Here is a 26932-nt window from a genome sequence, read left to right as displayed (position 1 = left end):
TCTGCGTTTACTTAAATCGCCGCCGCTTTTTCTTGCGCTGCTCTGCGTTCACTCAGCGTTTCTGTCATTTCCTTTTGATTACTGTCTGTGAGTGGGTATAGCAGGATCAGTGCGGCGCCTGCGAAACCAAAGAGTGCCGGGATCCAACTCATCAGCGATTGCATGCCGGGCAGCGCATTGCTAATGGTTGTCGCGTCCATCCCATCATAACCATAAGCGCCCAGTACCAGTAACACCAATGCGCCTGCAAAGCCGCCACCAGTTTTCTGAACAAACGAGCCAGCAGAATATGTCAGGCCTGTTGCTCTGCGTCCGGTACGCCACTCGTTGTAGTCGGCAGAATCGCCCAACATCGAGAAAAACAGCGTAGGCATAATGGCAGCAAAGAACTCGGCGGCACCGCCTAGAATAAATAAGGGTAATATGCCTTGCTCACCCATTGGAACCCAGTAAATACCAATGGTGATCACGCTGCTTATCAGCAAGGAAGCAACAAATAGCTGTTTGCGTCCAAAGCGTTTGGCTAGCCAGGGTGTAGCAAACGCACCAGCAATCGATACCACCAGCAACACAATAAAATATTGCCCGGTAAGCGCGGCGTCATTCAGGAAATACTTGAAGTAGTAAGCAATAACACCATAACGAATGCCGTTAAACATCATGGTTAAAAAGCCCATGCCCAGTAAAATGAGCCACGGCTTATTGGTTAACAGGTCAATAATATCCTGTTGTGAGCGCGAATTCTGCGATTCAGGGCGTGCCACCAGCTTTTTCACAAACCACCAGCTTAACGCCATTACTAACGCAAAGATGATACCGGTTGCCCAGTTGCGGTAGTAAAAGAAGGCAGTAATGGCAGACAGCGGAATTAAAATAAAGGGCAGTTGCTTGGACAGGTCACTTAGTTCTTTCCCCAGGCTGCTACCTGACTGCTGGTGGGGCGCAATGCGTTCTTTAGTGGTGAATACCGTGATCAGCATGAGCGCTACCAACAGGGCTGCAAAAACATACATGGTGTATTGATATCCCAATGCATCGTTTTCACCATTTCCACCAAAATAGGCAACCAACATGGGTAGAAATCCCATTACCAGCAAACCACCCAGGAATGCGCCGGCAAAACGAAACCCGGAGAGTTTGGTACGTTCGTGGTCGTCAGCCGTCATTACGCCCATTAAGGCTGAATAAGGCACGTTGTTCGCGGTATAGGCAAGGGTTAGCCCAATATACGTGATATAGGCATAAATGAGTTTACCTGTGTCTGAAAGCGACGGAGTGGTAAAACACAGGATCATGAATAATCCCAGAAACGGTGTAGACGCTAATATCCACGGGCGGAACTTACCCATTCTGGTATTTGTGCGGTCGGCAATCATGCCCATTATGATGTCGGTTACGCCGTCGGATAATCGCACCACCAAAAACAACATAGCGGCGGCCGCAGCACTAATACCAAAGGTGTCTGTATAAAACACGGCTAAATAGGCTAATGCACCACGCCACACCAGATTGGCGGCCGCATCTCCCAGCCCATATCCGATTTTTTCTTTTACACTAAGCAACTGAGACATGACGTCTGCTCCTTTAGGTACGCTGAGCTAACAGCAGTTTATACGCGTGAGCACTGTGTTTGAACAACCGGGCCTGGGTGTCAAAATCAACATAAACTATGCCAAATCGCTTGGCGTAACCTTCTGCCCATTCAAAGTTGTCCATTAAGCTCCACGCAAAATACCCTGCTACATTTACGCCCGCATCAATCGCATCCGAAAGCGCGCACAAATGCGCCTCATAGTAATCGATTCTGTCGTGGTCGGCGACTTCACCATTTTCTACTTTATCCGCCATGGCTGCGCCGTTTTCGGTGATATAAATGGGCGGCAAGTCGTAACGGGAATTCAGCGATGTAAGCAGATCATAAAACGCCTGAGGATAAATTTCCCAACCAATATCCGTTTTAGGCTCCAAATGCGCATGTTCAATGTAAAGCTCACCGTCTTGCTTTGGCGCTGAATAGGTTAACCGGGTATAAAAATTAACCCCCAGGAAATCCAGCGGCTGGCAAATAGTTTCCATATCACCTGGTTGAATTGGTGGTTTGTCTTCTGGTGCCAGTTTATCCATTACCGGTGGATAACTTCCTTCCATAACAGGTTGCATGTACCACTGGTTAATATATTCATCGGCATAAATGGTGGCCAGACGATCAGCCGGAGAACCTGATACCGGATAACATGGCGTAAAGTTAAGTACGATCCCGCTTAATGCCTGTGGGGCGTGTTCACGCAGTGCCTGCATACCCAGTCCGTGCGCCAGTAAAATATGGTGTGCCGCGGAGCGCCCGTGCTTTCTGCCGGTTTTTCCCGGCGCGTGCACTCCAATCTCATAGCCGAGATACGCAGAACAAAACGGTTCGTTAAACGTGGCATAGGCATGAACACGACTACCCAACGCCTGAGTGATTTTTGTTACGTACTGCTGATAAGCATACGCGGTGTCTCGGTTTAACCAGCCTCCTTGGTCTTCAAGGTACTGAGGCAAATCCCAGTGATAAAGGGTGGCAAACGCTTTAATGCCCCGCCCTGCCAGTTCGTCCAACAGATCAATGTAAAATTGCACGCCCTGAGGGTTTAATTCGCCGTCTTCCTGAATGACGCGTGGCCATGAAATTGAAAACCGGTAAGCATCAACGCCGAGTTCTTGTAACAAGTCGACATCTTCTTTGTAACGGGCTACATGTTCGCAGGCTACCAAACCATCACTTTTATCTGCAATTTTACCTTCTTGTTCGCAAAATGTGTCCCAGATCGATTTCAATCGGCTGTCTGCGGCCCCTTCGATCTGAAAAGACGAAGTGGCGGTACCAAATAAAAAAGAACGGCTGCGAAGTGCACTGTTCAGCGGAAGACTAATTGTTTTCATGATGTTGGTTGTTCCTAAGAGCCTGATACAGCGTTGGGGGTGTACCTAAGCGGTTAGTAGTGATGCCACCGGTAAAACTGATAATGGTTTGGGCAGCGTAAAATGTGTTTGGTTTATAGCACAAACAAAATAGTTTGAGAAAGCGCTTTCTTGTAATTCTTGTAAAAATATTCATTGCTGAAATATTTATTTACTAAAATCATTTTCAATCAAGGTAAACGCTGAATCCCGCCATTTATCTGTATTTGAACTATAAAAATCTACTTTTGTCATGTGTTTTGTTAATCAATTGCGTTACGAAATTTTGGTAATGTAAAAAATATGTTGATCTTTGGTTGGTGATCTTATAGCTTGAGAAAGCGCTTTCTTGATGGGTGAGGGCTTCTCTTGATGTGTTGGGGAAAGCCCTTTCTTGAAAGCGTAAATTTCAAGCACAACAAAGAAGAGAGAAAGACGGTGACACACACAATTGTTAAGAAAACCAAAATTGCGACCAGTCTGTCGTTAATACTGGGATCAGGTTTACTGTTTCCGGTACACGCTCAGGAAGCAAAGGATGACGTAGAAGTTATTCAGGTAACCGGTATTCGCGGTAGTGTTCAGGAGTCAATGGGCATCAAGCGCGACTCATCCGGGGTAGTCGATGCTATCTCTGCGGTTGATATCGGTAAGTTCCCAGACACCAACCTGGCAGAATCACTGCAACGTATTACAGGTATTTCAATTAGCCGTAACAACGGTGAAGGTAACCAGGTGACCGCGCGTGGTTTCGGTCCTGACTTTAACATGGTAACGCTTAACGGCAGAACCATGCCTGGCTCTGCGTTGCCAGGTGGCGGTGGTGCACCTAACTCTCGTGCATTTGATTTCTCTGACCTGGCGTCAGAAAGTGTTCGCGCGGTGGAAGTGTATAAAACCGGCCGTGCAAGCATTGCAACCGGTGGTATTGGTGCGTCAATTAACATTCGCACTGCACGTCCGTTCGACGCGCCGGAAACGGGTTTTACAGCCAGTGTGGGCGCGAAAGCCCTGGCCGACACTACCAACCGCGTTGGCGATGATGTAACACCTGAAGTATCAGGTATGATCAACTTCGTCAGCGACGACGAAAAATTTGGTTTCACTTTCTCTGGATCATTCCAACAACGTGACAGCGCGTCTCAGGGTGCGTTTGTAAACCAGTGGCGTGTTAATCCGTTTGATGGCTCAATTCCTCAATCACCTGATCCATCTAACCCGGCCAGTGGTGATGCAGTTGTATTAAACAACGCGCCAGCAATGGGTCAATTGTTTGCGATCCCATCTGACTTGCGTTATTTCATGGCTGATCGCGAGCGTGAAAGAACCAACGCTCAGTTGACTTTCCAATACGCGCCAAACGACAACATGGTTGCTACACTGGATTATACCTATTCAAAACAAGACCTGTTTGAAGCTCGCGCTGAACAGTCAATTTGGATGGATGACCGTTACTTCACCGAACTAACGTTCGATGACGAAACGGTAAAAACACCTATTCACATTACACAGGAACGTCGCGACTTACTGCCTCGTGACTTAGGTCTTGCTATGCAGGAACTGAATCAGGTAAACGAGAACAAGTCTATCGGTCTGAACATCGAATACTTTGTTAACGACGACTTAACACTGGAATTTGACTTCCACAACTCATCTGCAGAAGGCCGTCCTGACGCACCTTACGGCACATGGACCAACCTTGGCCTGGGTGCAAACGTTGTGCGCGGACAAGGCGCTGACTTCAGCGGTGACTTCCCCATCATGCTGGTGGATTACGACGATGTATCACGTGGCAACCTGAATCCAAACGGTGTGTTGGACCAGGCTGATGTGGGTACGTCAATTCTGGATATGAACTATTCACTGCAAGACACCGAAATCACGCAAGCGCGTATCGACGGTGCTTACGCATTAGATTCTGGCAGCGTACATTTTGGTATCGAATCACGTTCAATGGAAAGTACGTCGCTGCAATCACTGACCCGTCACACTATGGGTAACTGGGGTATCGAAAACCCAGGTGAATTGCCAGCCGGTATCCTTACCCCATTGGATTTGGCAAAAGAGTTCAGCGATTTTAATACCTCTGGTATTTTCTCTCAGGGCTTTACCGGCAGTGTAGCCGAACTGGGTGCCTTTGCTGCTTCTGAATACGGCTTTAACTTAGTTGCAGACAACCCGTTTGCGACTAACCGTACCATCAAAGAAGACATCACTGCGGTGTACTTCGAAATTGATTTGGACGGCGAGTTAAAAGGCATGCCGTATAACCTGTTAACCGGTGTACGTTACGAAAATACCGATGTGACCTCTATTGCGAACATCAGTCTGCCAAGTGGTATTGCCTGGGAAGGCAACAACGACTTTAACGTGCGCTTTGGTAGCGACATGGAAGACGTAAGCGTAGATTCCAGCTACGATCACATTTTACCTGCGTTAGACTTCGACATCGAAGTGGCAGAAAACATGATTGCGCGTTTCTCTTACAGCAAAACCATTGCTCGCCCAACGTATAACAACCTGAGTGCTGCATCGACGGTATCTCCACCGAGCGGCCCTACGCTGTTAACTGGCGGTGCAACGGCTACAGCAAGCTCTGGTAACCCGGCGCTGGTACCACTGGAATCTGACAACCTGGATCTGTCCTTCGAGTACTACTTCGACGAAACCAGCTATGTGTCAGTAGGTTTCTACGACAAGCGCGTGAAGAACTTTATTGGTAACGAACAGGTTGAAGAGAACATCTTTGGTCTGCGCGACGCGACTGCCGGCCCACGTGCCCAGGCTGCTGCCGCTGAACTGGAGCGCTTAGGCATTCCATTAAGCGATACCACGTTGTTCAACATGGTTGCCGCCATGGAAAACGGTGTGGACTACACGTCGATGACCGACGAGCAGTTTGAAGCCGCTTACGATGTGCTGCCAAATGCAGATGATCCGTTAATGACCTTCATTAACTCTAAGCCAGTGAACAACCGCGCGGCCAACATCTATGGTTTCGAGTTGGCGGCACAGCACTTCTTTGGCGAGAGTGGCTTTGGTGTGATGGGTAACTACACCACCGTTACAGGTGATATCGGCTTCGACAACAACGCTGATCCGTCGGTAACTCAGTTTGCACTGGTTGGTTTGAGTGATACCGCTAACCTGATCCTGATGTACGAAAAAGAAGGCATTCAGGCACGTATCGCTTACAACTGGCGTGATAAGTTCCTGGATACCACATCGCAGTATGTGAACGAGCCGGGTTACACCGAAGCGTATTCACAAATCGACTTCAGCGTGTCTTATGACTTCAGCGAAGATCTGACCGTGTCACTGGAAGGGATCAACATTACTGAAGAAAATGCCCGCCGTCATGGCAGAACGAGTGCCATGCTATGGAGACTGGATGAACTGGGTGCGCGTTATGCCGTTGGCGTACGCTACAAGTTCTAAACACCTTTACTCATAGCAATAAGTGGAATGACGCAGGGAAGTGACCCCCCTGCGTCATTTTTGCGTTAAAGTAGGTCACGTTTATACAGAATTTACGTGAAGGGGATGCAGCAGTGAATGCACCTATTCAACAGGTTGTGATTGTGGGTGGTGGCACCGCGGGCTGGCTGTGCGCCGGTATGCTGGCAGCCAAACTCGGTAAACAGGGCGAGCGTCAACGGGGCATTGAGATCACCCTGATCGAGTCGCCGGACGTGAGTACCATTGGCGTAGGAGAAGGCTCCTGGCCTTCACTTCGCGACACACTCCGTGAAATTGGCTTGTCGGAATCGGCATTCATCACCCATTGCCAGGCGTCGTTCAAACAAGGCTCTACTTTTGTTGGCTGGCGCGATGGCAGTGAGCACGACCGTTATCATCATCCCTTCACCAATCCGGCAGGTTACACCGAAATTGATGTGCACGCTTGCTGGCAAGCGCTTCACAGTAATAAGCCATACGATCGCGCTTTCAGTGTACAACCTGAGCTGTGCGAACAGCACAAAGCGCCCAAGCAGTTAGCCACGCCCGACTATGCCTATGTACTAAACTATGGATATCACTTCGACGCCACCAGGCTGGCCGAAATGGTGTCAGATCATTGCGTTAACCAGTTAGGTGTACGCCATGTAAAAGCGCACATCGAACAGGTAGTCAGCCACCAAAATGGCGATATAAAGGCGGTAACTACCCAGTGCGGGCAAACTCTTGAGGGGGAGTTGTTTATTGACTGTAGCGGGCAGTCGGCATTACTGGCAGGCAAGCATTACAATGTGCCGTGGCACTCGGTAAAAGACATTTTACTGAACGATTCGGCTATGGCTGTACAGGTGCCCTACCATGAGCAGGATAATACCATTGCCTCCACTACTCTTGCCACTGCGCACCCACAGGGTTGGAGCTGGGATATTGGCTTGCAACACCGTCGTGGTGTGGGCATGGTATACAGCAGTGACTTTGCGTCTGCAGACGATATTGAGCAGTCTTTAAAGCGGTATCTCACCAAGCGATTACCGCATGATGTGGTGGAGCAGGCAACGTGCAGACAGCTGCATTTTTCACCCGGCTATCGCACTGAGTTCTGGACTCACAATTGCCTCTCGCTGGGAATGGCCAGCGGCTTTATTGAACCGCTCGAAGCGTCGGCCGTTGCCATGGTGGAACTGGGAGTGCGTATGTTGTGCGAGCAATTCCCACAAAATCGCGATCACATGCGTATTCTCGCGGCCCGCTATAACGAACGCTTTGCTTACCGTTGGGCGCGAGTCATCGACTTTGTAAAACTTCACTATGCCATTAATCAGCGCATCAACGATGCCTACTGGAATGCCCATCGCGATCCGGCAACCTGGCCTGACTCACTGAAAACCTTATTATCGCTGTGGCAATATCAGCCGCCGTCACGCTACGACGTAGTGCAAAACGAAGAAATATTTCCCTCTGCCAGCTACCAGTTTGTGTTATACGGCATGGGTTTTAAAACCCAATCACCCACGCTAGCCGATGCCAGCGATATGCTAAAACGCGCCGATGCGATTTCTCAAAAATTACAAGCTACGCTGCTGCAATTTAGCCAGGGATTACCCGATAACCGGGCGTTACTCAACGCCATCCGCGAACGCTATCAACACTTATCCGGAGCACCGTTATGAACAAGCCTGATATATCCGCCAATAAAGTGAACAAGGTGATCATAGCCGGTGGTGGAACGGCAGGCTGGATGGCCGCCGCTGCCCTGTCTCGATTAATTGGCAAGTCTGTGAATGTTACCCTGGTGGAGTCGAAAGACATCGGTATTGTTGGTGTGGGGGAAGCAACGATTCCGCCTATTCGCACTTTCCACAAACTGCTGGGCATAGACGAAAAAGCCTTTATGCGCGCTACCAATGCCACCTTCAAACTGGGTATTGAGTTTGCCAACTGGCGCGAACCTGATCATGCCTATATCCACTCCTTTGGTGTAACTGGCCGCGAATGCTGGGCAGGTGAATTTCACCATTTCTGGATGCGGGCACAGCAGGAAGGCCTGGGCTCAGCGTTCGGTGATTACTGCTTTGAACTAAAAGCCGCGCAGCAATACAAGTTTGGCATGAGCGACAGAATGCCGATTAACTTTGCGTATCATTTCGATGCGGTGGCCTACGGCAAATTCCTGCGGCAATTTGCTGAAAAGCTCGGTGTTACCCACGTAGAGGGCGACATCGATACTGTGAATATGCATGTCACGTCAGGAGACATTGAATCGTTAACCCTAAAAGACGGCCGCACTCTGGCCGGCGACCTGTTTATCGACTGCACCGGTTTTAAGGGCTTGTTAATTGAACAGGCACTGCATACCGGCTATGAAAACTGGTCGCACTGGTTACCTTGCGATCGCGCGGTTGCCATGCAAACTGAAAGCGTTGAAGCACCCGCCCCCTTTACCCGTTCCGTTGCCCATGAAGCTGGTTGGCGCTGGCAAATTCCACTACAAAACCGCGTAGGCAATGGGCTGGTGTATTGTAGTCGCTACATGAGTGATGATCAGGCTAAGCAAACCCTGACGGATCAGGTAACCGGCAACCCAATTAACGAACCCCGAGTGATCCAATTTACCCCGGGCAAACGTCGCCTTGGCTGGAATAAAAACTGCGTGGCACTGGGTTTAGCCAGTGGCTTTATTGAACCACTGGAGTCCACCAGCATTCACCTGATCATGACCGGTATTATTCGTCTGCTGCGTTTGTTTCCGTTCGATGGGGTAACCCAAAGTGCTATCGACGAATACAACAACAAGTACAACAGTGAAATGGCTGCGATCCTCGATTTCATTGTTATGCACTACAAAGTCACTCATCGGGATGACTCGCTATTCTGGCAACACTGCCAGCGCATGGCGATCCCCGACTCTCTGACCCACAAAATCAATTTGTTTAAAGAAACCGGCCGGGTGTTCTTGGACGATGGGGATATTTTCCGGGTCGATTCCTGGACGCAGGTGATGTTGGGGCAAGGATTAGTGCCTGCGCAGTATCACCGGGTGGCCGACGAAATGAGTATTGAAGAGCTAACCCGCTTTATGAACGGCCTGCATCAGCATGTATCTCAGCAGGTGCAAGCGCTACCTGCTCACGGCGATTTCTTAAAACAGTATTTGGGCGTGTGATTGTTTACGCAGTGATTGCCTGAAGGCCGGTAAGTTTGTTTTAATCGGCGTTTCTGTTTTACCTTTATCGGATACACCATGATCACCTGGACGTTACTGCCGTTTTCATCGCTTACTACCCATCAGCTGTATGCTTTGTTAAAGCTGCGCACCAATGTGTTTGTGGTTGAGCAAAACTGCCCGTATCCGGAACTGGACGACAAAGATACCAAGCAGCATGTGTATCATTTGCTGGGTTATCAGCGATTGGGTGATGCTCATTCTGAGCCAGAGCTGGTGGCCTATGCACGCTTGCTGCCGCCAGGGGTGAGTTATCCGCAGGTTAGCATTGGTCGGGTAGCCGTTGCTGAGTCTGCCAGAGGTAAGAAGCTGGGCCATGCCCTGGTTGCCGAAGCGCTGAAGGGTTGCGAGCAAGCCTGGCCGGGTGAAGATATTCAGATTGGTGCGCAGGTGTATCTTGAAGCCTTTTATAACAGCTTTGGTTTCACGCGCCAGTCAGAGGACTACCTGGAAGACGGTATTCCTCACGTGGATATGTTGCTGTCAAAAGCCTGAAGCCTGCATCCCAAAAAACGGATTTTCAAAAGAGGCTAAACAGGCTCAGGTTCGTTTTTCTGCATCTTCTGGAACAGCCAGCCAATCCCGACTAAGCACAACCCCAGGCCAATAAACGACAACGCACGAAACAGCCCTTCAAGATGGGCCATATCTACTACAAACGCTTTTAGCAACACTACCGCCAGCCCAATAAACCCTGCTTTGACAAGCGTACTGTTTTCACGAAGCTGGGCCAGGTAAATGGTAAGGGTAGAGATCGCCAGCCACACTACTGAATAGGTATATAGCTCGGCTTGCTGCATAGGTGGTCCAAGGCGCAGGTAGCCAAGGTTAAACAGTGCTCGTATTTCACCATTGATAAACAGGAAGCCAAGCACGGCAATCACGCTCAGTATGGCGTTGCTGTAATGTTTTGGGAGCAACTGAAACTTCATCACAATAGCCAGCGCGACAGCGGGCATTAGCCACTGTAACCACAGCCAGTTTACCCAGCCTTCACCTATAAATTGCTGTGTGATAAAAGGCGAATGCAGCAGGGAGATATCCATCTGAAGCAAGGTGGCCAGGGCCATCAGGGCAAGCCCCGCTTTTTGATACAACCCGCTTAGCGAGCCAGACAAGTGGCTTCGCCAGAAATATACGGCAGAGAGCACCAGCCAGTTCAGCGAAAGCAATATCGATTCTGTGTAGCTCAGATTTACAAAATCCGGGTAATCGCCGGTTAACAGATAGCTGGTTTCGGTGGTCACCAGCAACGCCACAATATGTAGCATAACGCCTTGTAGCCATGCGCGCATCGGCGTGGATGGGTTGTATTTGATCGCAAAACCAACAAGGGCCAGAGCCATTGGATACACAACCAGCGTCCAGTGAATACCCAGAATGGTTTCGTGTTTGTAGTGTGCTATCCAGGGAGACAGGGTTAACCGGCAAATCACCACCAACAAGGCGGCTTTGTACAACCAGTCCGGGATCCTCACTTTGAATTTCCAGCTCAGATAACTCATTGACGCTACCTGCACGGTAATAGCCAATGTTAACGTGCTGGCTGACAGCAACATGGTAAAGCACAGTGCCAGCATAGAGTTGGCCAGAATCAGATAGGTAACCTGGCGGATAGGTACGCGGGATTTCGCCGCTGCAATCGATGCGCCTGCTCCAATGAGTGCCATATACAACGCCCAAAGCGGGTATAAATAGGTTTCAGCTTCAACGGGGGCGGTAACATAGCTTACTCCCAACATGCTTACCGGCGTGAGTACTAACAGGAGCAAATAAGCTGGGCGATCGGCAAAGCGCACCAACATGAACACACTAAAGGCAATGCCAGATAAGGTAACCAACTGCGCGAATAAATAACGCCCGTTAAAGGGGAATAAACCATCCTCGAAAGAAGTCAGATCGTGCATATTTTCATAGGAAAGCAGCGCGAATAAGAGCATAAAGAACGGCCAGGTATCCATAGCACTGTGTCGGAAAGCCGCTACCAGCATAACACCTGCCAACAGCAAGTTTATCCACCCCAGCACATCATTGGGGTTACTCAGCATAATAAATACGTAAAGCAACCAGAGTGACAACACGACACCCGTTTGTTCCTTTCTGGGCATCAACAGGGTTTTTACTGATAGCGCCGCTGTCATGGTGCCTGTTAATGCCCAGCCTAATACACCAGACAATACAAACAAATAAAGCGAAACCAAGGTGAATACAAACAGGATCCACACGTCGCTGGTGGAGGCCATCACCGTTGCAATAGCAAACCAGATAAAGTGCCCCGCAAAACCCTGCCACCACACCCAGCGCTGTTTAACATATTCAGCTACCCAAACCGCAGAAAGCGACACAAATGCCACATACAACAACAAGGCAAATACATTATTGGAGCCGGTTGAAACCAGTGCGGGAACCGCATAAGAACCAATGATCCCAATGCCTGCCAGCACCGGCCCAAATCGCAGTGCTAAATAGGTTGATGCCAACGAAATAATGGCTAACACACCAAACGCCACATTGGCCGAAATAAACTGATAAAAATCAAACGCCACCAGTGCCATCGCAAAACAGGTGATCACGCCGCCGCTGGCCAGCGCTGCGGAAATATAAGGCGTGTTAATACGAAGGCGTGCTTTGAAGTGATTGGCCAGCTCTGCAGCGGCCACGAGAGCGCAGCCAAACAATGCCCCCAGAATTACCCTGACCGATGGCGGCAACAAGCCGGCTTCAATAGAGTACTTAGCCAAAAAGATTCCGCCAATAGCCAGCACGGCTGCGCCCAACCAAAAAATGCCATTTCCTCTTAGCCAGGCTTCAAAGTCGAACGTGCTTACCTTCTTGGGCACTTGCTTAGCAGGCTTTGCCGGCGTAGTTGGTGATTTCACTGGCGCAGCAGGTTTAGCTGATACCGGTGGTGGAGTATTCACCGAAGCGGCTGCTTGCGGCACTGCTGGCGTAGGTTTTGCCACATCGCGTACGGGATCAAAGGGTGCTGACTTGATTTGTTGCTTTAATTCTTCGATTTGCCGGGATTGTGATTCTACGGTTTTCTGCAGCAAACCAATTTGTTGCAGCAACGTACTGATTTGCTGACGGCTTTTAAACGCAACTAACACACCAACAAGTAAAAATACATTAAACAGAATTGAAAAGAGTTCAGTTTCCATACCTGGCCTAGATTCCTGTTTTTCTTCTTTTTATGAGGTATCACTGTGCGTGAAATTTAAGCAATATGCAATGGCGGTGGAGCTGATAGTTTTTTCAGCTGATGTACGAATACCTGCGACGGTTTCCATAAGTTTGCACTTATTTAGCGTGAAGCTTGGGCAGATTGGTGCTTTTATCCAGGGTTAATTTGCCAATACAGCGAGCTGCCAAATGGATAAGCAACGTATATTCTGATGGAGGAGTAATGTTATCTGCTGGCACCGTTTTTATACCCACTTGTTATTACTGTTACTTGAGTCAACCTGCTTTTTAAGAGATTCAGGCGAAAGCAACGGTGAGGTAAGTTTGATGCCCAGGCCATGAAGCACGGCAATTAGAGCTGCCAGGGTGCAATTATCATTGCCATTTTCAATGCGAGATAAGGTATTAATACCTACATTACATAGCGCGGCGCAATCGGCGAGCTTCATGCCCCCCCCACTTGCCTATGGCTTTTACCATCTCTGAGGTAAATACTGCGCGAAATACAAAGGCATCACGATATTGGTTTGTTCTAACGCTGAAGAGCCTTGTGTACCCGTTAACTTAAAGGTTTTATTTGGAGTACATTTTTCAACGTAGGATGCCAACGATTTTGCTCTTGTACGTTTACTACTTTTGACTTCTACAGGGACGATATCGCCTTCATCGGTTGCCAAAATAAATTCGATTTCGGCGCGGGCGTCATTCCATGAATAGCTTGGGTCAACACCAATAGCAGTGAGCTCCTGCTGCACAAAGTTTTCAGCCACATAGCCTTTGTATTCATAGTGTTGTTGCTTAATCTCTTTATAACTGCTGCCTAGCATATGATTGAGCAGGCCCACATCAAACAGAAACAGTTTAATCATATTTTCTTTTTTGTAGGCCGCCAGCGGAGATTTCGGCAATCCTTCGACAGGGTAGTTTGGCAAAGCTAAGCGGCAGCAGTTAAGCCAATGGATCGCGCTTTCAAAGTCGCTATAGCGAGATTTACGCTCATGCACATGCTTAAATTTAAAGCGTTTAACCGACTCATCGCTCACAAGTGATAGCTGCGCTGGAATGCTATTAAACACAGATTCAATCAGTGTGGCATCGACCTTACCCGCGTACTTACCAAAATCGCGGCGATAACCTTCAACTAAATCGGCATGAATTTTTGTGACTTTTTCAACACGCTCCAGAATGCTTGAATCCTTATACTGATACCAGGCTGAAACGGCTTCCGGCATACCACCGGTAAAAAAGTAGTCTGTTAGTTTATCCATCAATTTAGTATGTACTGCTGGTGTGCTTGCTTGACTATCAAATGCTTTGATCAGTGCTTGCTCGTTGGATGCGTAAATAAATTCCTGGAAGGTCAATGGTCGCAAATTGTATTGTTCTACCTTGCCTACAGGAAAGGTATTGAGCAAACCAATGTTAGAACCGCTTGCTGCGACAAAATAGGACGGTGCTTTTTCGGCAAAATACTTAAGTGAAGTAACGGCTCGTTCACATTCGCCAATTTCATCTAATATCAGCAAGTCGGTTTCTGGGTTGAACGCTTGGTTGGTTAACAACTCAATGTTCATTATTAGCTCGTCAGGTGACAATGAGCCATCGAACGCCTCTTTGTAAGCAGGGTTTTCAAGGAAGTCGATACGAAGGATGTTGGCAAAGGTGTTCCCAAACAACTCTTGCAGCAGATAGGTTTTACCTGTTTGTCTTGCACCATCGATCAATAGTGGCTTGCGCACAGGTTGATTTTTCCATGTTATTAGGGCGTTTAGTAAGTTGCGCTGCATTATCATTTCCCGCCAATTAAGACTGTTAACTGCCTGTAGTAGAATCCAGTTTACACTTTTATGCGCAGAAAAGTGCGAAATTTTACACTTTTATGCGCATAAAAATGTTGCTTTATTCTAGTTGCGCAAGACTTTGCTTTTTTGAGAAGGCTTTTGGGTCAGTTTGGACAAAGTCTTAATGCACGCCATTTAGCCCATTACTAAACAGGTAGTTGGCAACGGATGTCTGCAAAGCGATTTGCACGGGGAAAATAAAAAAGCCCAGTATTTACGAGTAAATAACAGGGCTTCTAAGACATTCTTGGACAGATGAAAAAACTATTCGATGTTTTGGATCTGCTCACGCATCTGTTCAATCAGCACTTTAAGCTCAACGGCTGACTGTGTGATATCTGTACTAATAGATTTAGAACCCAGCGTGTTAGATTCGCGGTTGAATTCCTGCATCATGAAGTCGAGTCTGCGACCACATGCGCCGCCTTTTTTCAGGATTTTTCGGGTTTCGCTTACATGTGAATTTAAACGGTCCAGCTCTTCTGCTACATCGACTTTTTGTGCCAACAGGATCATTTCCTGTTCTACACGTGCGGCGTCGAGTTCCAGTTTGGCTTCTTCAAAGCGGGTAAGAATCTTTTCCCGTTGCCAGATCAGGATTTCCGGCATGCGTTGGGCAACTTTGCCAGCTTCTGCCTCAATGGCATCAAGGCGCTGTTCAATGAGTGATTTAAGCGTGTCACCCTCAGCCCCGCGCGCCGTAATAAAGTCGTTCATGGCTTTATCCAAACCTTCCAGCATGTCGGCCTGAATGGCGTCCATATCGGCTTCTTCAGAGGCAATTACGCCGGGCCATTTTAACACATCCAGTGGATTAACCCCGGTAGACTGGCCGTGTGATTGCACCCAGTCGGCAGCGTGCAGAACTTGCTTAGCTAACTGCTCATTCAGACTTAACTTGGTTACAGCAGAGTCATTGGCGGCAAACCGCAATGCGCACTCAACTTTGCCGCGTTGCAGGCGCTGGCGAAAACGCTCGCGCAATACGGGCTCTAACCCGCGAAACTGCTCGGGTAAACGAAAGTACGTTTCTAAATAGCGCTGGTTCACCGAGCGTATTTCCCATACTGCCGTGCCCCACTCTTTTTTAACTTCGCTGCGCGCGAATGCCGTCATGCTGTAAATCATGTTGTATCCAATTGGCATAATGTAGATTTTACTGTGGTTAATCATACTACATAGCGTACGTTAACCCTAACCTTTGGTGGAAATGCTGTGTTTCACATGAAACATCGGCGCTTGGTCGTTCATTTTCCGCTACTATTTACGCTATACTATGCGCGTTTACACTTTCAATGCACTCATATTGGGAACTTCAGGAGATCACCATGCGCCCAAGCGGCAGAACCGCCAGTCAAATTCGCCCAGTCACCATTACCCGAAACTATACCTGTCACGCAGAAGGTTCGGTGCTGGTTGAATTCGGAAATACCAAAGTGTTGTGTAATGCAACGGTGGAAGAAGGCGTTCCGCGCTTTATGAAAGGTCAGGGTAAAGGATGGATCACGGCTGAATACAGCATGTTGCCTCGTGCCACGCATACACGTTCTCAGCGCGAAGCGTCTCGCGGCAAACAAGGCGGCCGTACACTTGAAATCCAGCGTCTGATTGCACGTTCTCTGCGTGCAGCAGTCGATCTAAAACAACTGGGTGAAAACACCATTACCATCGATTGCGATGTTATCCAGGCCGATGGTGGGACGCGTACGGCGTCTATCACCGGTGCCTGTGTGGCATTGGTCGACGCACTTACTTTCATGCGTAACAAGGGCATTATTAAAGCAAATCCGCTTAAATTTATGGTTGCTGCGCTGTCGGTGGGCATTTATGAAGGTGCCCCGGTTGCTGATCTGGAATATGTAGAAGATTCTGCGGCTGAAACAGACATGAACGTAGTAATGACCGAAACCGGTAAACTAATCGAAGTGCAAGGTACCGCTGAAGGTGAACCCTTTTCCTTCGACGAGTTACAGGAGCTTCTCGACATTGCCAAGCACGGACTGCGCGAACTATTCGACATTCAAAAAGCAGCATTAAATTAAGGCAGGCTGGTTTAATGAAAGCATTCCAACAAGAATTTATTGAGTTTGCCATTGCCCGTGGCGTGCTTAAATTTGGTGAATTTACCTTAAAGTCTGGTCGCAAAAGCCCGTATTTCTTCAATGCGGGTTTATTTAATCGCGGTGGCGACCTGGCTAAACTGGGGCGTTATTACGCTGCGGCACTAACCGACGCAGGCATTGAATTCGACGTGCTGTTTGGCCCGGCGTACAAAGGTATTCCTATTGCAACCACCACGGCCGTTGCACTGGCTGATCACCACAATAACGATGTACCTTACTGCTTTAACCGCAAAGAAGCCAAAGCACATGGCGAAGGCGGTACGTTAGTAGGCAGTCCGCTGGAAGGCAAAATTATGCTGGTGGATGATGTGATCACAGCGGGTACTGCAATTCGCGAATCTATGACGCTGATTGAAGCCAATGGTGCTACGCTGGCGGGTGTATTGATTGCACTGGATCGTCAGGAAAAAGGCAAAGGCGAGTTGTCTGCCATTCAGGAAGTTGAGCGTGACTACGGTACTAAAGTGGTATCGATTGTGACGCTGGCAGATGTGCTTGCTTACCTGCAGCAATCAGGTGGCCATGACGACAGCATTGCAGCTATTAAGGCCTACCGCGAAAGCTATGGCATCTAACAGTAACTTCGATAACGCCAATCAGGCACTGGATGCACTCGGATTACGGTGCCCAGAGCCTGTGATGATGCTACGTATGACTATGCGTAAACTGGAAGACGGTCAAACATTGTGTGTTACTGCTGATGATCCTGCTACTGTGCGGGATATTCCCAGTTTCTGCCGGTTTATGCAGCATACTTTGCTGGCCTCAGAAACCGAATCTCTACCCTACCGCTATCTCATTAAGAAAGGCGTGTAGTCGCTATTTCGCTTCTGATACTGCCTGCAGCAGCAACTGTTGCAGGCATTGTTTCTGCTTTGCCGACGTACCGTGCACGTCACACAAATGGATGTTGTGACCTTGCAATAAGCGCTTTAACACACTCACGCGCATTTTCACACTTACAAACTCCGGTTCTGGTGGGTTCATACACGTCCTCTCTGTGGTGTTAACTAATGCAATAGTGTGGGCGTTAAATGGGGTGATCCTGATCGTAGCCAACCCATTAATTTCTCGATTATGTGTAGCAACCTGGGTTCGCTGGCATACAAAGGCATCAGGGCTGCCAATTGTTGCTGAGTATCCTGTATTACCGAATGTTCAGCAGAATGGCCTGGCGTTGTGTTTACCAGGCTGTTAGCTCTGGCGCAGCGGTCGACTGCTATGGCAGATGCAGCAAAAAATAAAAGATCTTTCTGGCTTTCACTATCATGCTGGTCAATTGGTCGCAATGCCAATAGCACCGACTGCGCGACTTCCCAAACCAGCTGATTGAACGTAAACGCTTTTTGAAGATCGCCGTTGCGTTGATAATCGCGTGCTTGCTTGCGCAATATCTGCCGAGCCTGTCTGGCATGATCAGGATGAAGTCGCAGCCATTTCCGATATACAGGGCACAATAATTGTGTACGCATGCAGGCCTCCTTTGTGATGAATCGCAGCGTAATACAATTAATTTAATCTAAATGATAATTATTATCAATTGAGATTTTGGGTATGAATTAAAATGAGTTTTGTGTGTTGTAAACTTGCTCAAGCGAACAGGGCCGTGTAGAAGTATAAAGTAGCTTAGTTCAATGCCAGCCACAGGCCCGCGCACACCAGCGTGATACCAATCATGGCTTTGGTGCGATAACGTCGGATAAATTGCTCGGCCTGATTACCAAGTAGTTTAACTACCAACGCTAGCCCAAAATACCGAATTGACCGCGCTATAACGGTAGCCAGTAAGAACAGTGCCAGGGAATACTTGGTGGCGCCTGCAGCCAGCATAGCAATTTGAAAGGGAATGGGCACAATGCCCAACGTTAGTACAAACCAAAAACCCTGTGTAGCCATTTGTGCTTCAACACGCTCAAACTGTGCTTCACTGCCAAACAGCGCAATCAGGGAATCGCCTATAGCGTCAAACAGAAAATACCCCAGTGCATAACCAAACAGGGCTCCAATAATACAGCCGACGGTGGCCATCAACGCAATATGCCAGAGCTTATCGCGTTTGGCCTGCATTAAAGGAATCAACACCGCTTCCAGAGGAATAGGCACAATGGTTGATTCTAAAAACGAGGCAATGGTAATACCACGCAACATATTGCGTGACTCAATCATTGCCTTGGTCTTTTGCTTTAATACCCGTTTGGCGTTTTTCACTGGTACTTACTGCCCTATTGTTTGTAAATTTTACCGTCTTTCATTACAAACTGTACTTGCTCAAGCACGGATATATCGGCCAATGGATCACCTTTAACTGCAATTAAATCAGCCAGTTTACCGGCTTCCAGCGTACCGAGTGTATCGTCAATGCCTAACAGTTTGGCGGTGTTAACGGTTGCACTTAATATGGCTTTTGCAGGTGGCATGCCAGCGTCTACCATCAGGGCAAATTCCTGTGCGTTGTCGCCGTGCGCTGATACGCCACTGTCGGTACCAAACGCAATGTTCACCCCCGCTTTGTAAGCCTTGCCAAAGGTTGACTGAATTAAGGGACCAATTGCCGCGGCTTTGGGACGAACAATCTCAGGAAAATAACCGTCTATTTTGGCTTTTTCGGCCACGAAGTTGCCTGCGAGGATGGTAGGTACGTAGTAAGTACCGTGCTTTTTCATCAGCTTCATTACTTCGTCGTCCATGTAAGTACCGTGCTCAATAGAGGTCACGCCCGCTTTAATTGCCCGCACCATGCCTTCTTTGCCATGGGCATGAACGGCAACTTTCATTCCGTAATCGTTTGCAGTTTCAACAATGGCAGTAAGCTCATCATCCATAAATTGGGGGTTCTGACCGCTTTTAGCGACGCTCAGTACACCACCGGTTGCAGTGATTTTAATGGTGTCTGCACCATCCTTGTACCGTTGTCTTACGGCCTGACGAGCCTCATCAGCGCCATTGATTACGCCCTCTTCCGGGCCGACATGCGGGGCAATTAGCTTGGCCATACCGTTACTTGGATCGGCATGCCCTCCGGTCGTGGCGATGGACTTGGCGGCTGTATAAATACGCGGGCCGGTAGCAATACCATTATTAATGGCATTTCGCAGTGCCACCGTTTCGTTGTAGCTATCGCCCAGATTGCGCACGGTAGTAAACCCGGCCATCAGGGTTTTTTCAGCATAGTGCGAAGCCATCAGTGCGTAATCGGCCTCGTTTTGAGTAAAGCGTTTAAGGTATGACGCTGTACCACCTTGCTGAAAACTCAGGTGGACGTGCATATCCATCAGGCCAGGCAATACAACTGAGTCAGATAAATCGACCAGCGTATCGCCCTCGCCTGCTGCGATATGGCCTTTTTCGATGCGGGTAATGGTGTTGCCATCCACAATTATGGATACCGGGCCGGTTAGTTTTTCACTGGTGCCGGTGAATGCGTTTCCGGCATGAATTACTGTGGCGGCATGCAGCATTCCCATGGGCAACAGCGTCGTTGTCAGGGTGAGTGTTTTTAACCAGGATTTCATTGTTGTTCTCTTTTGTTGTTGTAATTAATAGGTTGTACTTACCCTGTAATACCGCTGATAGCATCAACGCCAGGGAATAGAAATAACTCTATGTGAAGTTGTTCAGATAGGCAAAAAACACAGGCTTTTTTTCGTTAGACATGGCGCTTTCTAAGGCGAATATCGGCTATCGCACGCAACGTTGTGTACAGTGTTTTGCGGGAAATTCAGCAATACTGGCCTTTCTAATCAAAAAGGAAGTCGTATTTATGGAAGCCTCGGTACAGCGCCTGTCGGCGCACTAATTTTCGACCTGATCGCGAAAAAAGCGGCGGCATAATATGCCAGTTATGCACGGTTGGTGGTAACACAAACGAGCCGGTGAAATAACCAGGAAAGTAAAACACGCTTTAATAAGCATAAAAAAAGCAGGTTTTGAAGTAACCTGCTTTTTTTGTAATTGAATTTAGCGGATTAGAGCGATGACAGCGCGTCGCGCAATTCTCGCAGTTTCGCCTTTATACGGCGCATATTATCGGGGCCGGTGCGAAGCAATTGTTTCTGCGGCCCAGACAAACTCTCCAGGCGCTCGTCAGCATACTTGTACATTACCGAATCAGTATACACTTCCACTGGCATTTTCACTTCTGGCGTATCCAGCAGTGTATCAATAGCGCTAATCATGACTTCAGTAAATGACTGGTCTGGATCGCCAATTTCGGCATATTTAGCCTGAATCTCATCCAGATAAGTAGTGTACAGTTTTACCAGATCACTGTTGCTCATGGACTCAAGTGCATCAACGTAAGGCGTATACCGCTTGTAACTGGCTGCATCAATCCACTTGCGATCGGCTTGTGTATACACACGAAATTCCTGATCAGGCGGGGTTAATAAGCGATGGTTCGGCGCCATATCGCCATCAGCCAGATTGGTAGTCGATACAACAAAACGCTGAAGCAGGCCGTCATTAACCAGTAAACGACTGATCAAGGGTGATGAAGCAATGGTTTCCAACGCACTTTTCACAGCAACATCACTGATATCCAGTGGTTGTGGCTCCGGCGCAGACTGTGGCATGGGGTCGATTTCCTGATTAGGATCGATCACTACCGGCTCAGGTGCTGGTGCCGCTTCAAAGACATCAGGGGTTGCAGGCTCTATGGTTTCTGGCTGCGCAATCGCAGGAGGCTCAATCGGTTTGGCTGGCTCAGGTGTTGGTTCACTGGAAGGCCATAATAAAACGGCCAGCAATACAATCACAACCACGCCGATAATGACGTAGGGTAACCAAGACTTTTGCTCGGAATTCTCGCTCATAGATATCTACCTTGATTTGATGGCTGCTCAATTCATACTACCAGAGTTATTGGCAATCCGCTGAAATTCAATGTTGTTTTTTTATTCTTTTTTTTAAATTACCGGCTTACTGTTTTATTGAATATCAGGCCAGGCCTCAAGAGTAAACCGTTAACAGGTACGATTTTTCCGTTTGATTTGCGTTTCATCCATTTTTTCCGTGCAGCCGTATACACAATCACCAACCTACCGGAAATGTGAGTTATGTATAAATTCTGGCGAAAAGACCTGGAAGCAGATGTCTTGGCAATTGATGTGCTGGAAGTGCAATCGTTTGAAATGAATGTATACCTGGTGCAACTTACCTGTGGCAATCAAACTGGCTTGGTTTACGATGATTCAGACAAACCAATGCGCTTTTACAGCGCAGGCCATATTCGGGAATTCTTTGCACATTGTTCAGTGGCTACATCGTATATGAAACACGACACTCCCTATGACGAGATGATAGGTAATCCACCCAAAGCGGCACATGCAATGGCCTTGCCATTTAGTATGGAAATGCCTTACTAAATCACAGCCATTTACTGGCGGCTTCGCGCAGGTCAATTTGCGTATTGAGTTGTTTGGCCAACAAATACAAGCCGCCTAATTTTCGGTGGATAAAAATAGCATCCACAGGCGGAATGTGCCAAAAGTCCTCATCGAAGCTAAGTTGCATGCCCAGTGCCTGAACCCGGGTGAGCAGGTCCGAATTAGCAAAATCGTACGGGCCGTCGCAATACAATGCTTCGCATGCTAGTTTACCGAGCGCCACTACGGTTGCCTGTTGCGATTCACTGTGGGTCGTTTGCATTAGCCCTATATCCAGCGCGGCCTGGGCTACGCCCGCCATATCATCCTTGGCCATGGCTCTTAGCAGTGCCAGGTAACCTTTAGACACCGCCTCTGGTACGTCGCGACACGCACCAAAATCTAACAGTGCAACGGTTTCCGACTCGGCAATATAGCGGTAGTTGGCCATGTTGGGATCGCTTTGAATAAGGCGAAACGAAAACACTTCATCAAAAAACAAACTGAATAGGCCAGTCATGAGCCGGTTGCGCACGGCTTGCGGGGCCTGCGCCAGAGTGATGATCGGATCGCTCTTAATGTGGGTCATAGCGAGGGTGGTGGCGGTGGTAAATTCGTCGAAAACGTCGGGCACCACAAAATCCGGATGGTTACCCAATGCCTTACTGTACTGGCGAAGCATCGCCGCTTCGCGCAGATAGTCTGCTTCGTCGTGCAATTGCGCTTTTGCCTGGGATAGCAGTGGCTTGATGTCGAGTGTGCCAGGCAATAATCCGGATAGCTTAATAATACTCGCTACATTGTCTACATCGCTGTTTATGCTGTCGCCGATACCGGGATATTGCACTTTAATGGCAAGGGTTTCGCCGTTAAACGTAATGGCCTTATGTACCTGGCCAATCGAAGCTGCGGCGATTGGGGCAAAGGAAAAATACAGCAATGTGTCTTGCCATCCTGGCTGCCACGCGTCGTCAAGTACTGCTTGTAACTGTGCTTTTGGCATAGGATCGGCATCTTCGCGCAAACGCGCAAGAATGGCGCTTAATTCTGGAGGAAGTAACTCTCCGCCATCCATTGAAATTAATTGCCCTAATTTCATCGCCGCGCCGCGCAACGTGGCAAGTTGGTCGGTAATACGCTGGATATTCCTGGGCGTGAGTACTAAAGCCGAAAGCGAAGGGCGCTGGCCCGAAAGTAGCTTAGCTGCACCCTGAGACACCACGCTGCCCGCTATCTTTCCCGCCAGCGCGCCTATACGCGTCATGCGCGATAAACGCGAACTGGGTATCGGGCGGGATTTCGGCGTGTCGGACATGTCCCGCTACACTATCTGAGAGATCACTTGTAGCAGCATACCAATGCCACTGCCTATCGCAAATCCTATCCAGCCATTTCGTTCGTTGTAGCGTGCCAGCGCCGCAGCAAAAATGCCGCACCACAGCATGGGGCCGTAAATAGCGATAATGGAGCCTCCCATGCCGGAATTAGGCATGAACATCATTACTACAATAGTGATTGCCATTGCGCCAGAGAGGTACACCCACAATACATTTTTCTTGTTGTTTGCGGTGTCGTTGGCAGGTTGTTGGGTATCAGTCATACATTATGCCCTTTTTTACCTAGCATAATGACGTACTCAGGGGCACGGGGTCAATTGCGACAATGGTCTGAATAGGTGATGGTGAGGCGAAATAAGCAGGTTTGTGTAGCGGAAGACCGCTACACAACAACTCTCTAAGTGTTGACGTGCGTGGCTTTAAAAGTGCACTTCCAGTAACGCCACATTGTCGGTAAAGGTTAAGGTTTTCAGATCGCCATTGCCTTCCACATTCAGCGTATTTACCTGGCTTGGCCAGATATCACGCAGTGCGTCATGACGCACTCTCAGCCCCTTCAGAACAGGTGGCTGATCGGTTTCCTGATAAACCCAAAAGTATTTACCTTCTGTTTCAAACCCAATCAAAGACAGCTTAAGCGGTTCGCCTGCGGCATTTAACAGCATAAAGCGTTCTGCAGCATAGTTGGCAAACTCGGCCTGCGTGGCCGGGTCATCCAGTATGTCGGCGGTTTTTTTAAACAGCATTTTTACGGCGTGTTCGGCATCGTGCAAATTAAAGCGATGCATCACCTCAATATTTTCTGTGCGCGGGTTGAACAACACAGTGGTGATCGCGGCCTTTTGCTGATGCGCTATGGCTTGTGAACTTGAAACACATAACAGCAGGGCATAAAGCCCTGCCTTAACCACGTCAGAAATGCGCGACAGCTTAGTTGTCATCGCCTTCCTTCTTCTCGTCTTCACCGTCTTTCTTGTCGGTCTTCAGTTCGGTTTTGATGTCATGCATGATGTCACGGCGAACCTTCGCTGAACTTGGTTTAGACTTATACGCTTCAATACGTGAAGGAATAATGCGGCGTGGATAGTGGTTGTTTTCCACATCTACGTCGGCAGTTTCCCAGCGTGGATCAACGGTTACGCTTACCAGTTCTTTGTCTTTGTCGGTTACCACCAGTTTGCTCACCGCTTTAGGGGTACGACGCCAGATTTCAGCCGGAATACGCAACTGTTCGGTAGTGCCGTCAGCATAAGTCATTTCCAGGATGATAGGCATAACCAGACCACCCAGATTAGAAAACTCCATTACATAGTAATTTTTGTCTTCTTTAACCGCGCGTTCAAAGGCCTTACGCTCCCAGGGTTCCAGTTTGTCTAACCAGCTCTTGTAGCTGTTACGCTCTTTGTTGGTTACCGTGAACTGGTCATTTTCATCGTAGAAGTCGGTAATGTCGGAATAACGGTCTACCCACAATTTCTTGCCTTCAGCAGCGTTGCGCTCGTCAGTCAGTGACTTAGGCTTGTCTTGCTCAACCTGGCGCTCACGCGCAAAATCAATATCTGGATCCTGAGTGTCCAGACGCAGTTTGTAAACCTTGTCTAAGGAGATATCCACGTGATCGGTAGTGTAGAACCAACCGCGCCAGAACCAGTCTAAATCAACGCCTGAGGCTTCTTCCATAGTGCGGAAAAAGTCAGCTGGTGTGGGGCGTTTGAACTTCCAGCGCTGCGCGTATTCTTTAAACGCGAAGTCGAATAATTCGCGGCCAAGAATGGTTTCGCGCAGAATGTTAAGTGCTACCGCTGGCTTGGTGTACGCATTTGGACCTAAGCGCAAAACAGAGTCAGACTGGGTCATAATAGGCACTTGTGTGTCGGACTTCATGTAATCCACTACGTCACGGGGTTCAACACCCCATGGAATATCCGGATCCCATTCGCGGCCTGCAACGCCATCGAGGAAGCTGTTCAGACCTTCGTCCATCCAGGTCCACTGACGTTCATCAGAGTTCACTGTCATTGGGAAGTAAATATGCCCCACTTCGTGAATAACAACGCCAATCAGGAAGCGTTTTTCAGCCAGTGAATAAGTGCGTGAACCGTCATCGCGCAGTTCGGTACGCGGGCCGTTAAAGGTGATCATGGGATATTCCATGCCGCCTACCGGACCGTTAACCGATTGTGCAACCGGATAAGGGTAATCAAACGAGAAACGCGAATACACTTCCATGGTGTGAATGATCGACTCGGTTGAGTACTTCTTCCACAGATCGCCACCTTCTTTCGGGTAGAAAGACATCGCCATCACTAAAGGTTGGTCTTTACCACCCTGGTGATAACCGCGTGCATCCCACATAAACTTACGTGAAGAGGCCCATGCGAAGTCACGCACGTTTTCTGCTTCAAAATGCCAGGTTTTGGTTTTGTCTGTGCCTTCTTTTTCGTTTTCCAGCGCTTCTTCTTCGGTTACGATGAAAACGGTACGCTCGGCATTTTTAGCTTGCTCAAGTCGGTCGCGTTGCTCACTGGTTAACACCGCTTTCGGGTTTTTCAGTACACCGGTTGACGACACAATGTGGTCGGCTGGTACGGTAATTTCTACGTCGTAATTACCAAATTCAAGGGTAAACTCACCTCGACCCAGGAACTCTTTATTGGTCCAGGCTTCGTAGTCTGTGTAAGCGGCCAAACGCGGGAACCATTGAGCCAACAGGAAAATGTCGTTGCCGCCTTCGCGCTTGTCATCCGGGAAATGCTCGTAACCTGCACGGGCAGATACGGCATCTTCTTCAACAATGTTAAAACCAAAATCAATTTTTACGTCGGTTTTCTTGCCCGGCTTCAATGGTGCTGCAAGATCAACACGCATCAAGGTGCCAACAATCACATAGTGCAGTGCTTTGCCGCTACCGTCGGTGACTTTCTTAATTTGATAGCCCAGCTCGTTATCGTCTACAAACTGCTGACGGCGAATGGCTTCCATGGAAAGTTTAGCCGGTGAGCTGTCGCTGGGGGCGGATGTTGCCGGGCCGCGGTTACCGATTCCGCCAAAGTTTTCGCTTAGCGCTGACATTGAGTCGGGACGGAATTTGTTTTGATCCAGCTGTACCCATAAATATTTCAGGGTATCCGGTGAGTTGTTCTGGTAAGTAATAGATTCAGACGCGTCGATACGACGTTTGGCTTCGTCCAGGGTTACGTCGATGTCATAATCCACTTTTTGCTGCCAGTACTGATGGCCTGGCTCACCTGCCGCGTTGCGGTACACGTTTGGGGTGGGAAGCACTTCATCAAGTTGACGGAATTTATCTTCGAAATCCCCTTTCGTCTGTTTAATGGCAGCGTTCGCAGTTACTGAGCAAGTCAGCATAGACAGCACCGGCATTAACCAGATCAACTTGGGCATACGATTGCTCATGTATGATCCTTAGTCGTTATGACGCTTATTTATTATGATAAACAAG

23 protein-coding genes are annotated in these 26932 nt (G+C 48.5%); 8 read left to right on the top strand and 15 right to left on the bottom strand.

The window, feature by feature from the left end:
• Positions 1-11 precede the first annotated feature (11 nt).
• Both FJ444_RS09260 and FJ444_RS09255 read right to left on the bottom strand, forming a co-directional pair.
• Entirely contained in the window at positions 12-1571 is a 1560-nt protein-coding gene (locus FJ444_RS09260) for an MFS transporter (protein WP_140957937.1), read from the bottom strand.
• A 13-nt stretch (positions 1572-1584) separates the two neighbouring features.
• A complete protein-coding gene (locus tag FJ444_RS09255; RefSeq protein ID WP_140957936.1) occupies positions 1585-2922 on the bottom strand; it encodes a GH1 family beta-glucosidase in 1338 nt (445 codons plus the stop codon).
• Positions 2923-3378: 456 nt separating this feature from the next.
• Between FJ444_RS09255 and FJ444_RS09250 the strand changes: the two genes are divergently transcribed.
• The 4 genes from FJ444_RS09250 to FJ444_RS09235 all read left to right on the top strand — a co-directional run bounded on the left by FJ444_RS09250 (position 3379) and on the right by FJ444_RS09235 (position 10117).
• Positions 3379-6378, top strand: a complete 3000-nt coding sequence (locus FJ444_RS09250; protein WP_255439094.1) for a TonB-dependent receptor — start codon at positions 3379-3381, stop codon at positions 6376-6378.
• A 113-nt stretch (positions 6379-6491) separates the two neighbouring features.
• Complete coding sequence (locus FJ444_RS09245; protein WP_140957935.1) at positions 6492-8069, top strand: tryptophan halogenase family protein; 1578 nt, start codon at positions 6492-6494, stop codon at positions 8067-8069.
• On the top strand, positions 8066-9562 hold the full coding sequence (locus tag FJ444_RS09240) for a tryptophan halogenase family protein (protein ID WP_140957934.1): 1497 nt from the start codon (positions 8066-8068) through the stop codon (positions 9560-9562). Before FJ444_RS09245 ends, FJ444_RS09240 begins: the two co-directional genes overlap by 4 nt.
• A 78-nt stretch (positions 9563-9640) precedes the next feature.
• A complete protein-coding gene (locus FJ444_RS09235; protein WP_140957933.1) occupies positions 9641-10117 on the top strand; it encodes a GNAT family N-acetyltransferase in 477 nt (158 codons plus the stop codon).
• A gap of 35 nt (positions 10118-10152) precedes the next feature.
• On the opposite strand, the gene FJ444_RS09230 is transcribed toward FJ444_RS09235, so the two are convergent.
• The 4 genes from FJ444_RS09230 to FJ444_RS09215 all read right to left on the bottom strand — a co-directional run bounded on the left by FJ444_RS09230 (position 10153) and on the right by FJ444_RS09215 (position 15774).
• Entirely contained in the window at positions 10153-12783 is a 2631-nt protein-coding gene (locus FJ444_RS09230) for a DUF2339 domain-containing protein (protein WP_140957932.1), read from the bottom strand.
• Positions 12784-13050: 267 nt separating this feature from the next.
• Positions 13051-13254 carry a helix-turn-helix domain-containing protein gene (locus FJ444_RS09225; protein ID WP_140957931.1) on the bottom strand — a complete coding sequence of 68 codons (204 nt, stop codon included), beginning with the start codon at positions 13252-13254 and terminating at the stop codon, positions 13051-13053.
• Between the two features lie 24 nt (positions 13255-13278).
• Positions 13279-14592, bottom strand: a complete 1314-nt coding sequence (locus FJ444_RS09220) for an ATP-binding protein (protein WP_140957930.1) — start codon at positions 14590-14592, stop codon at positions 13279-13281.
• A gap of 318 nt (positions 14593-14910) precedes the next feature.
• Positions 14911-15774, bottom strand: a complete 864-nt coding sequence (locus tag FJ444_RS09215; RefSeq protein ID WP_140957929.1) for a YicC/YloC family endoribonuclease — start codon at positions 15772-15774, stop codon at positions 14911-14913.
• Between the two features lie 200 nt (positions 15775-15974).
• Between FJ444_RS09215 and rph the strand changes: the two genes are divergently transcribed.
• The 3 genes from rph to tusA are packed head-to-tail and all read left to right on the top strand — an operon-like array spanning position 15975 to position 17585.
• On the top strand, positions 15975-16688 hold the full coding sequence (gene rph / locus FJ444_RS09210; protein ID WP_140957928.1) for a ribonuclease PH: 714 nt from the start codon (positions 15975-15977) through the stop codon (positions 16686-16688).
• 14 nt (positions 16689-16702) lie between these two features.
• Entirely contained in the window at positions 16703-17344 is a 642-nt protein-coding gene (gene pyrE, locus FJ444_RS09205; RefSeq protein WP_140957927.1) for an orotate phosphoribosyltransferase, read from the top strand.
• Entirely contained in the window at positions 17334-17585 is a 252-nt protein-coding gene (gene tusA / locus FJ444_RS09200; protein WP_140957926.1) for a sulfurtransferase TusA, read from the top strand. The genes pyrE and tusA overlap by 11 nt, the downstream gene beginning before the upstream one ends.
• Before the next feature lie 3 nt (positions 17586-17588).
• On the opposite strand, the gene FJ444_RS21370 is transcribed toward tusA, so the two are convergent.
• The 5 genes from FJ444_RS21370 to FJ444_RS09180 form a co-directional block, all read right to left on the bottom strand.
• Positions 17589-17756, bottom strand: a complete 168-nt coding sequence (locus tag FJ444_RS21370; protein ID WP_181405118.1) for a hypothetical protein — start codon at positions 17754-17756, stop codon at positions 17589-17591.
• A gap of 23 nt (positions 17757-17779) precedes the next feature.
• Positions 17780-18241: a hypothetical protein gene (locus FJ444_RS09195; protein WP_140957925.1), complete on the bottom strand. Its 462-nt coding sequence runs from the start codon at positions 18239-18241 to the stop codon at positions 17780-17782.
• Between the two features lie 154 nt (positions 18242-18395).
• Complete coding sequence (locus tag FJ444_RS09190; RefSeq protein WP_140958063.1) at positions 18396-18935, bottom strand: YqaA family protein; 540 nt, start codon at positions 18933-18935, stop codon at positions 18396-18398.
• Positions 18936-18991: 56 nt separating this feature from the next.
• Entirely contained in the window at positions 18992-20281 is a 1290-nt protein-coding gene (locus tag FJ444_RS09185) for an amidohydrolase family protein (protein ID WP_140957924.1), read from the bottom strand.
• Positions 20282-20734: 453 nt separating this feature from the next.
• Positions 20735-21580 (bottom strand): DUF3014 domain-containing protein, encoded by an 846-nt coding sequence (locus tag FJ444_RS09180; RefSeq protein ID WP_140957923.1) that lies wholly within the window; start codon positions 21578-21580, stop codon positions 20735-20737.
• A 243-nt stretch (positions 21581-21823) separates the two neighbouring features.
• On the opposite strand from FJ444_RS09180, the gene FJ444_RS09175 reads away from it, so the two are divergent.
• Positions 21824-22132, top strand: a complete 309-nt coding sequence (locus FJ444_RS09175) for a DUF6482 family protein (protein ID WP_140957922.1) — start codon at positions 21824-21826, stop codon at positions 22130-22132.
• Position 22133: 1 nt separating this feature from the next.
• On the opposite strand, the gene FJ444_RS09170 is transcribed toward FJ444_RS09175, so the two are convergent.
• The 4 genes from FJ444_RS09170 to FJ444_RS09155 all read right to left on the bottom strand — a co-directional run bounded on the left by FJ444_RS09170 (position 22134) and on the right by FJ444_RS09155 (position 26874).
• Positions 22134-23447, bottom strand: a complete 1314-nt coding sequence (locus tag FJ444_RS09170) for an AarF/ABC1/UbiB kinase family protein (RefSeq protein WP_140957921.1) — start codon at positions 23445-23447, stop codon at positions 22134-22136.
• A gap of 6 nt (positions 23448-23453) precedes the next feature.
• Positions 23454-23732, bottom strand: coding sequence for a hypothetical protein (locus tag FJ444_RS09165; RefSeq protein ID WP_140957920.1), 279 nt, complete (start codon positions 23730-23732; stop codon positions 23454-23456).
• 156 nt (positions 23733-23888) lie between these two features.
• Complete coding sequence (locus tag FJ444_RS09160) at positions 23889-24410, bottom strand: DUF6702 family protein (RefSeq protein ID WP_181405117.1); 522 nt, start codon at positions 24408-24410, stop codon at positions 23889-23891.
• Positions 24400-26874, bottom strand: coding sequence for a M1 family metallopeptidase (locus tag FJ444_RS09155; protein ID WP_140958060.1), 2475 nt, complete (start codon positions 26872-26874; stop codon positions 24400-24402). Before FJ444_RS09155 ends, FJ444_RS09160 begins: the two co-directional genes overlap by 11 nt.
• Between the last annotated feature and the right edge of the window lie 58 nt (positions 26875-26932).

This window comes from Aestuariibacter sp. GS-14, assembly GCF_006494365.1.
GTDB lineage: Bacteria > Pseudomonadota > Gammaproteobacteria > Enterobacterales > Alteromonadaceae > Alteromonas > Alteromonas mangrovi.
The sequence above is the reverse complement of the archived record's forward strand: the minus strand, read 5'-3'. Positions and strand labels throughout refer to the sequence as shown.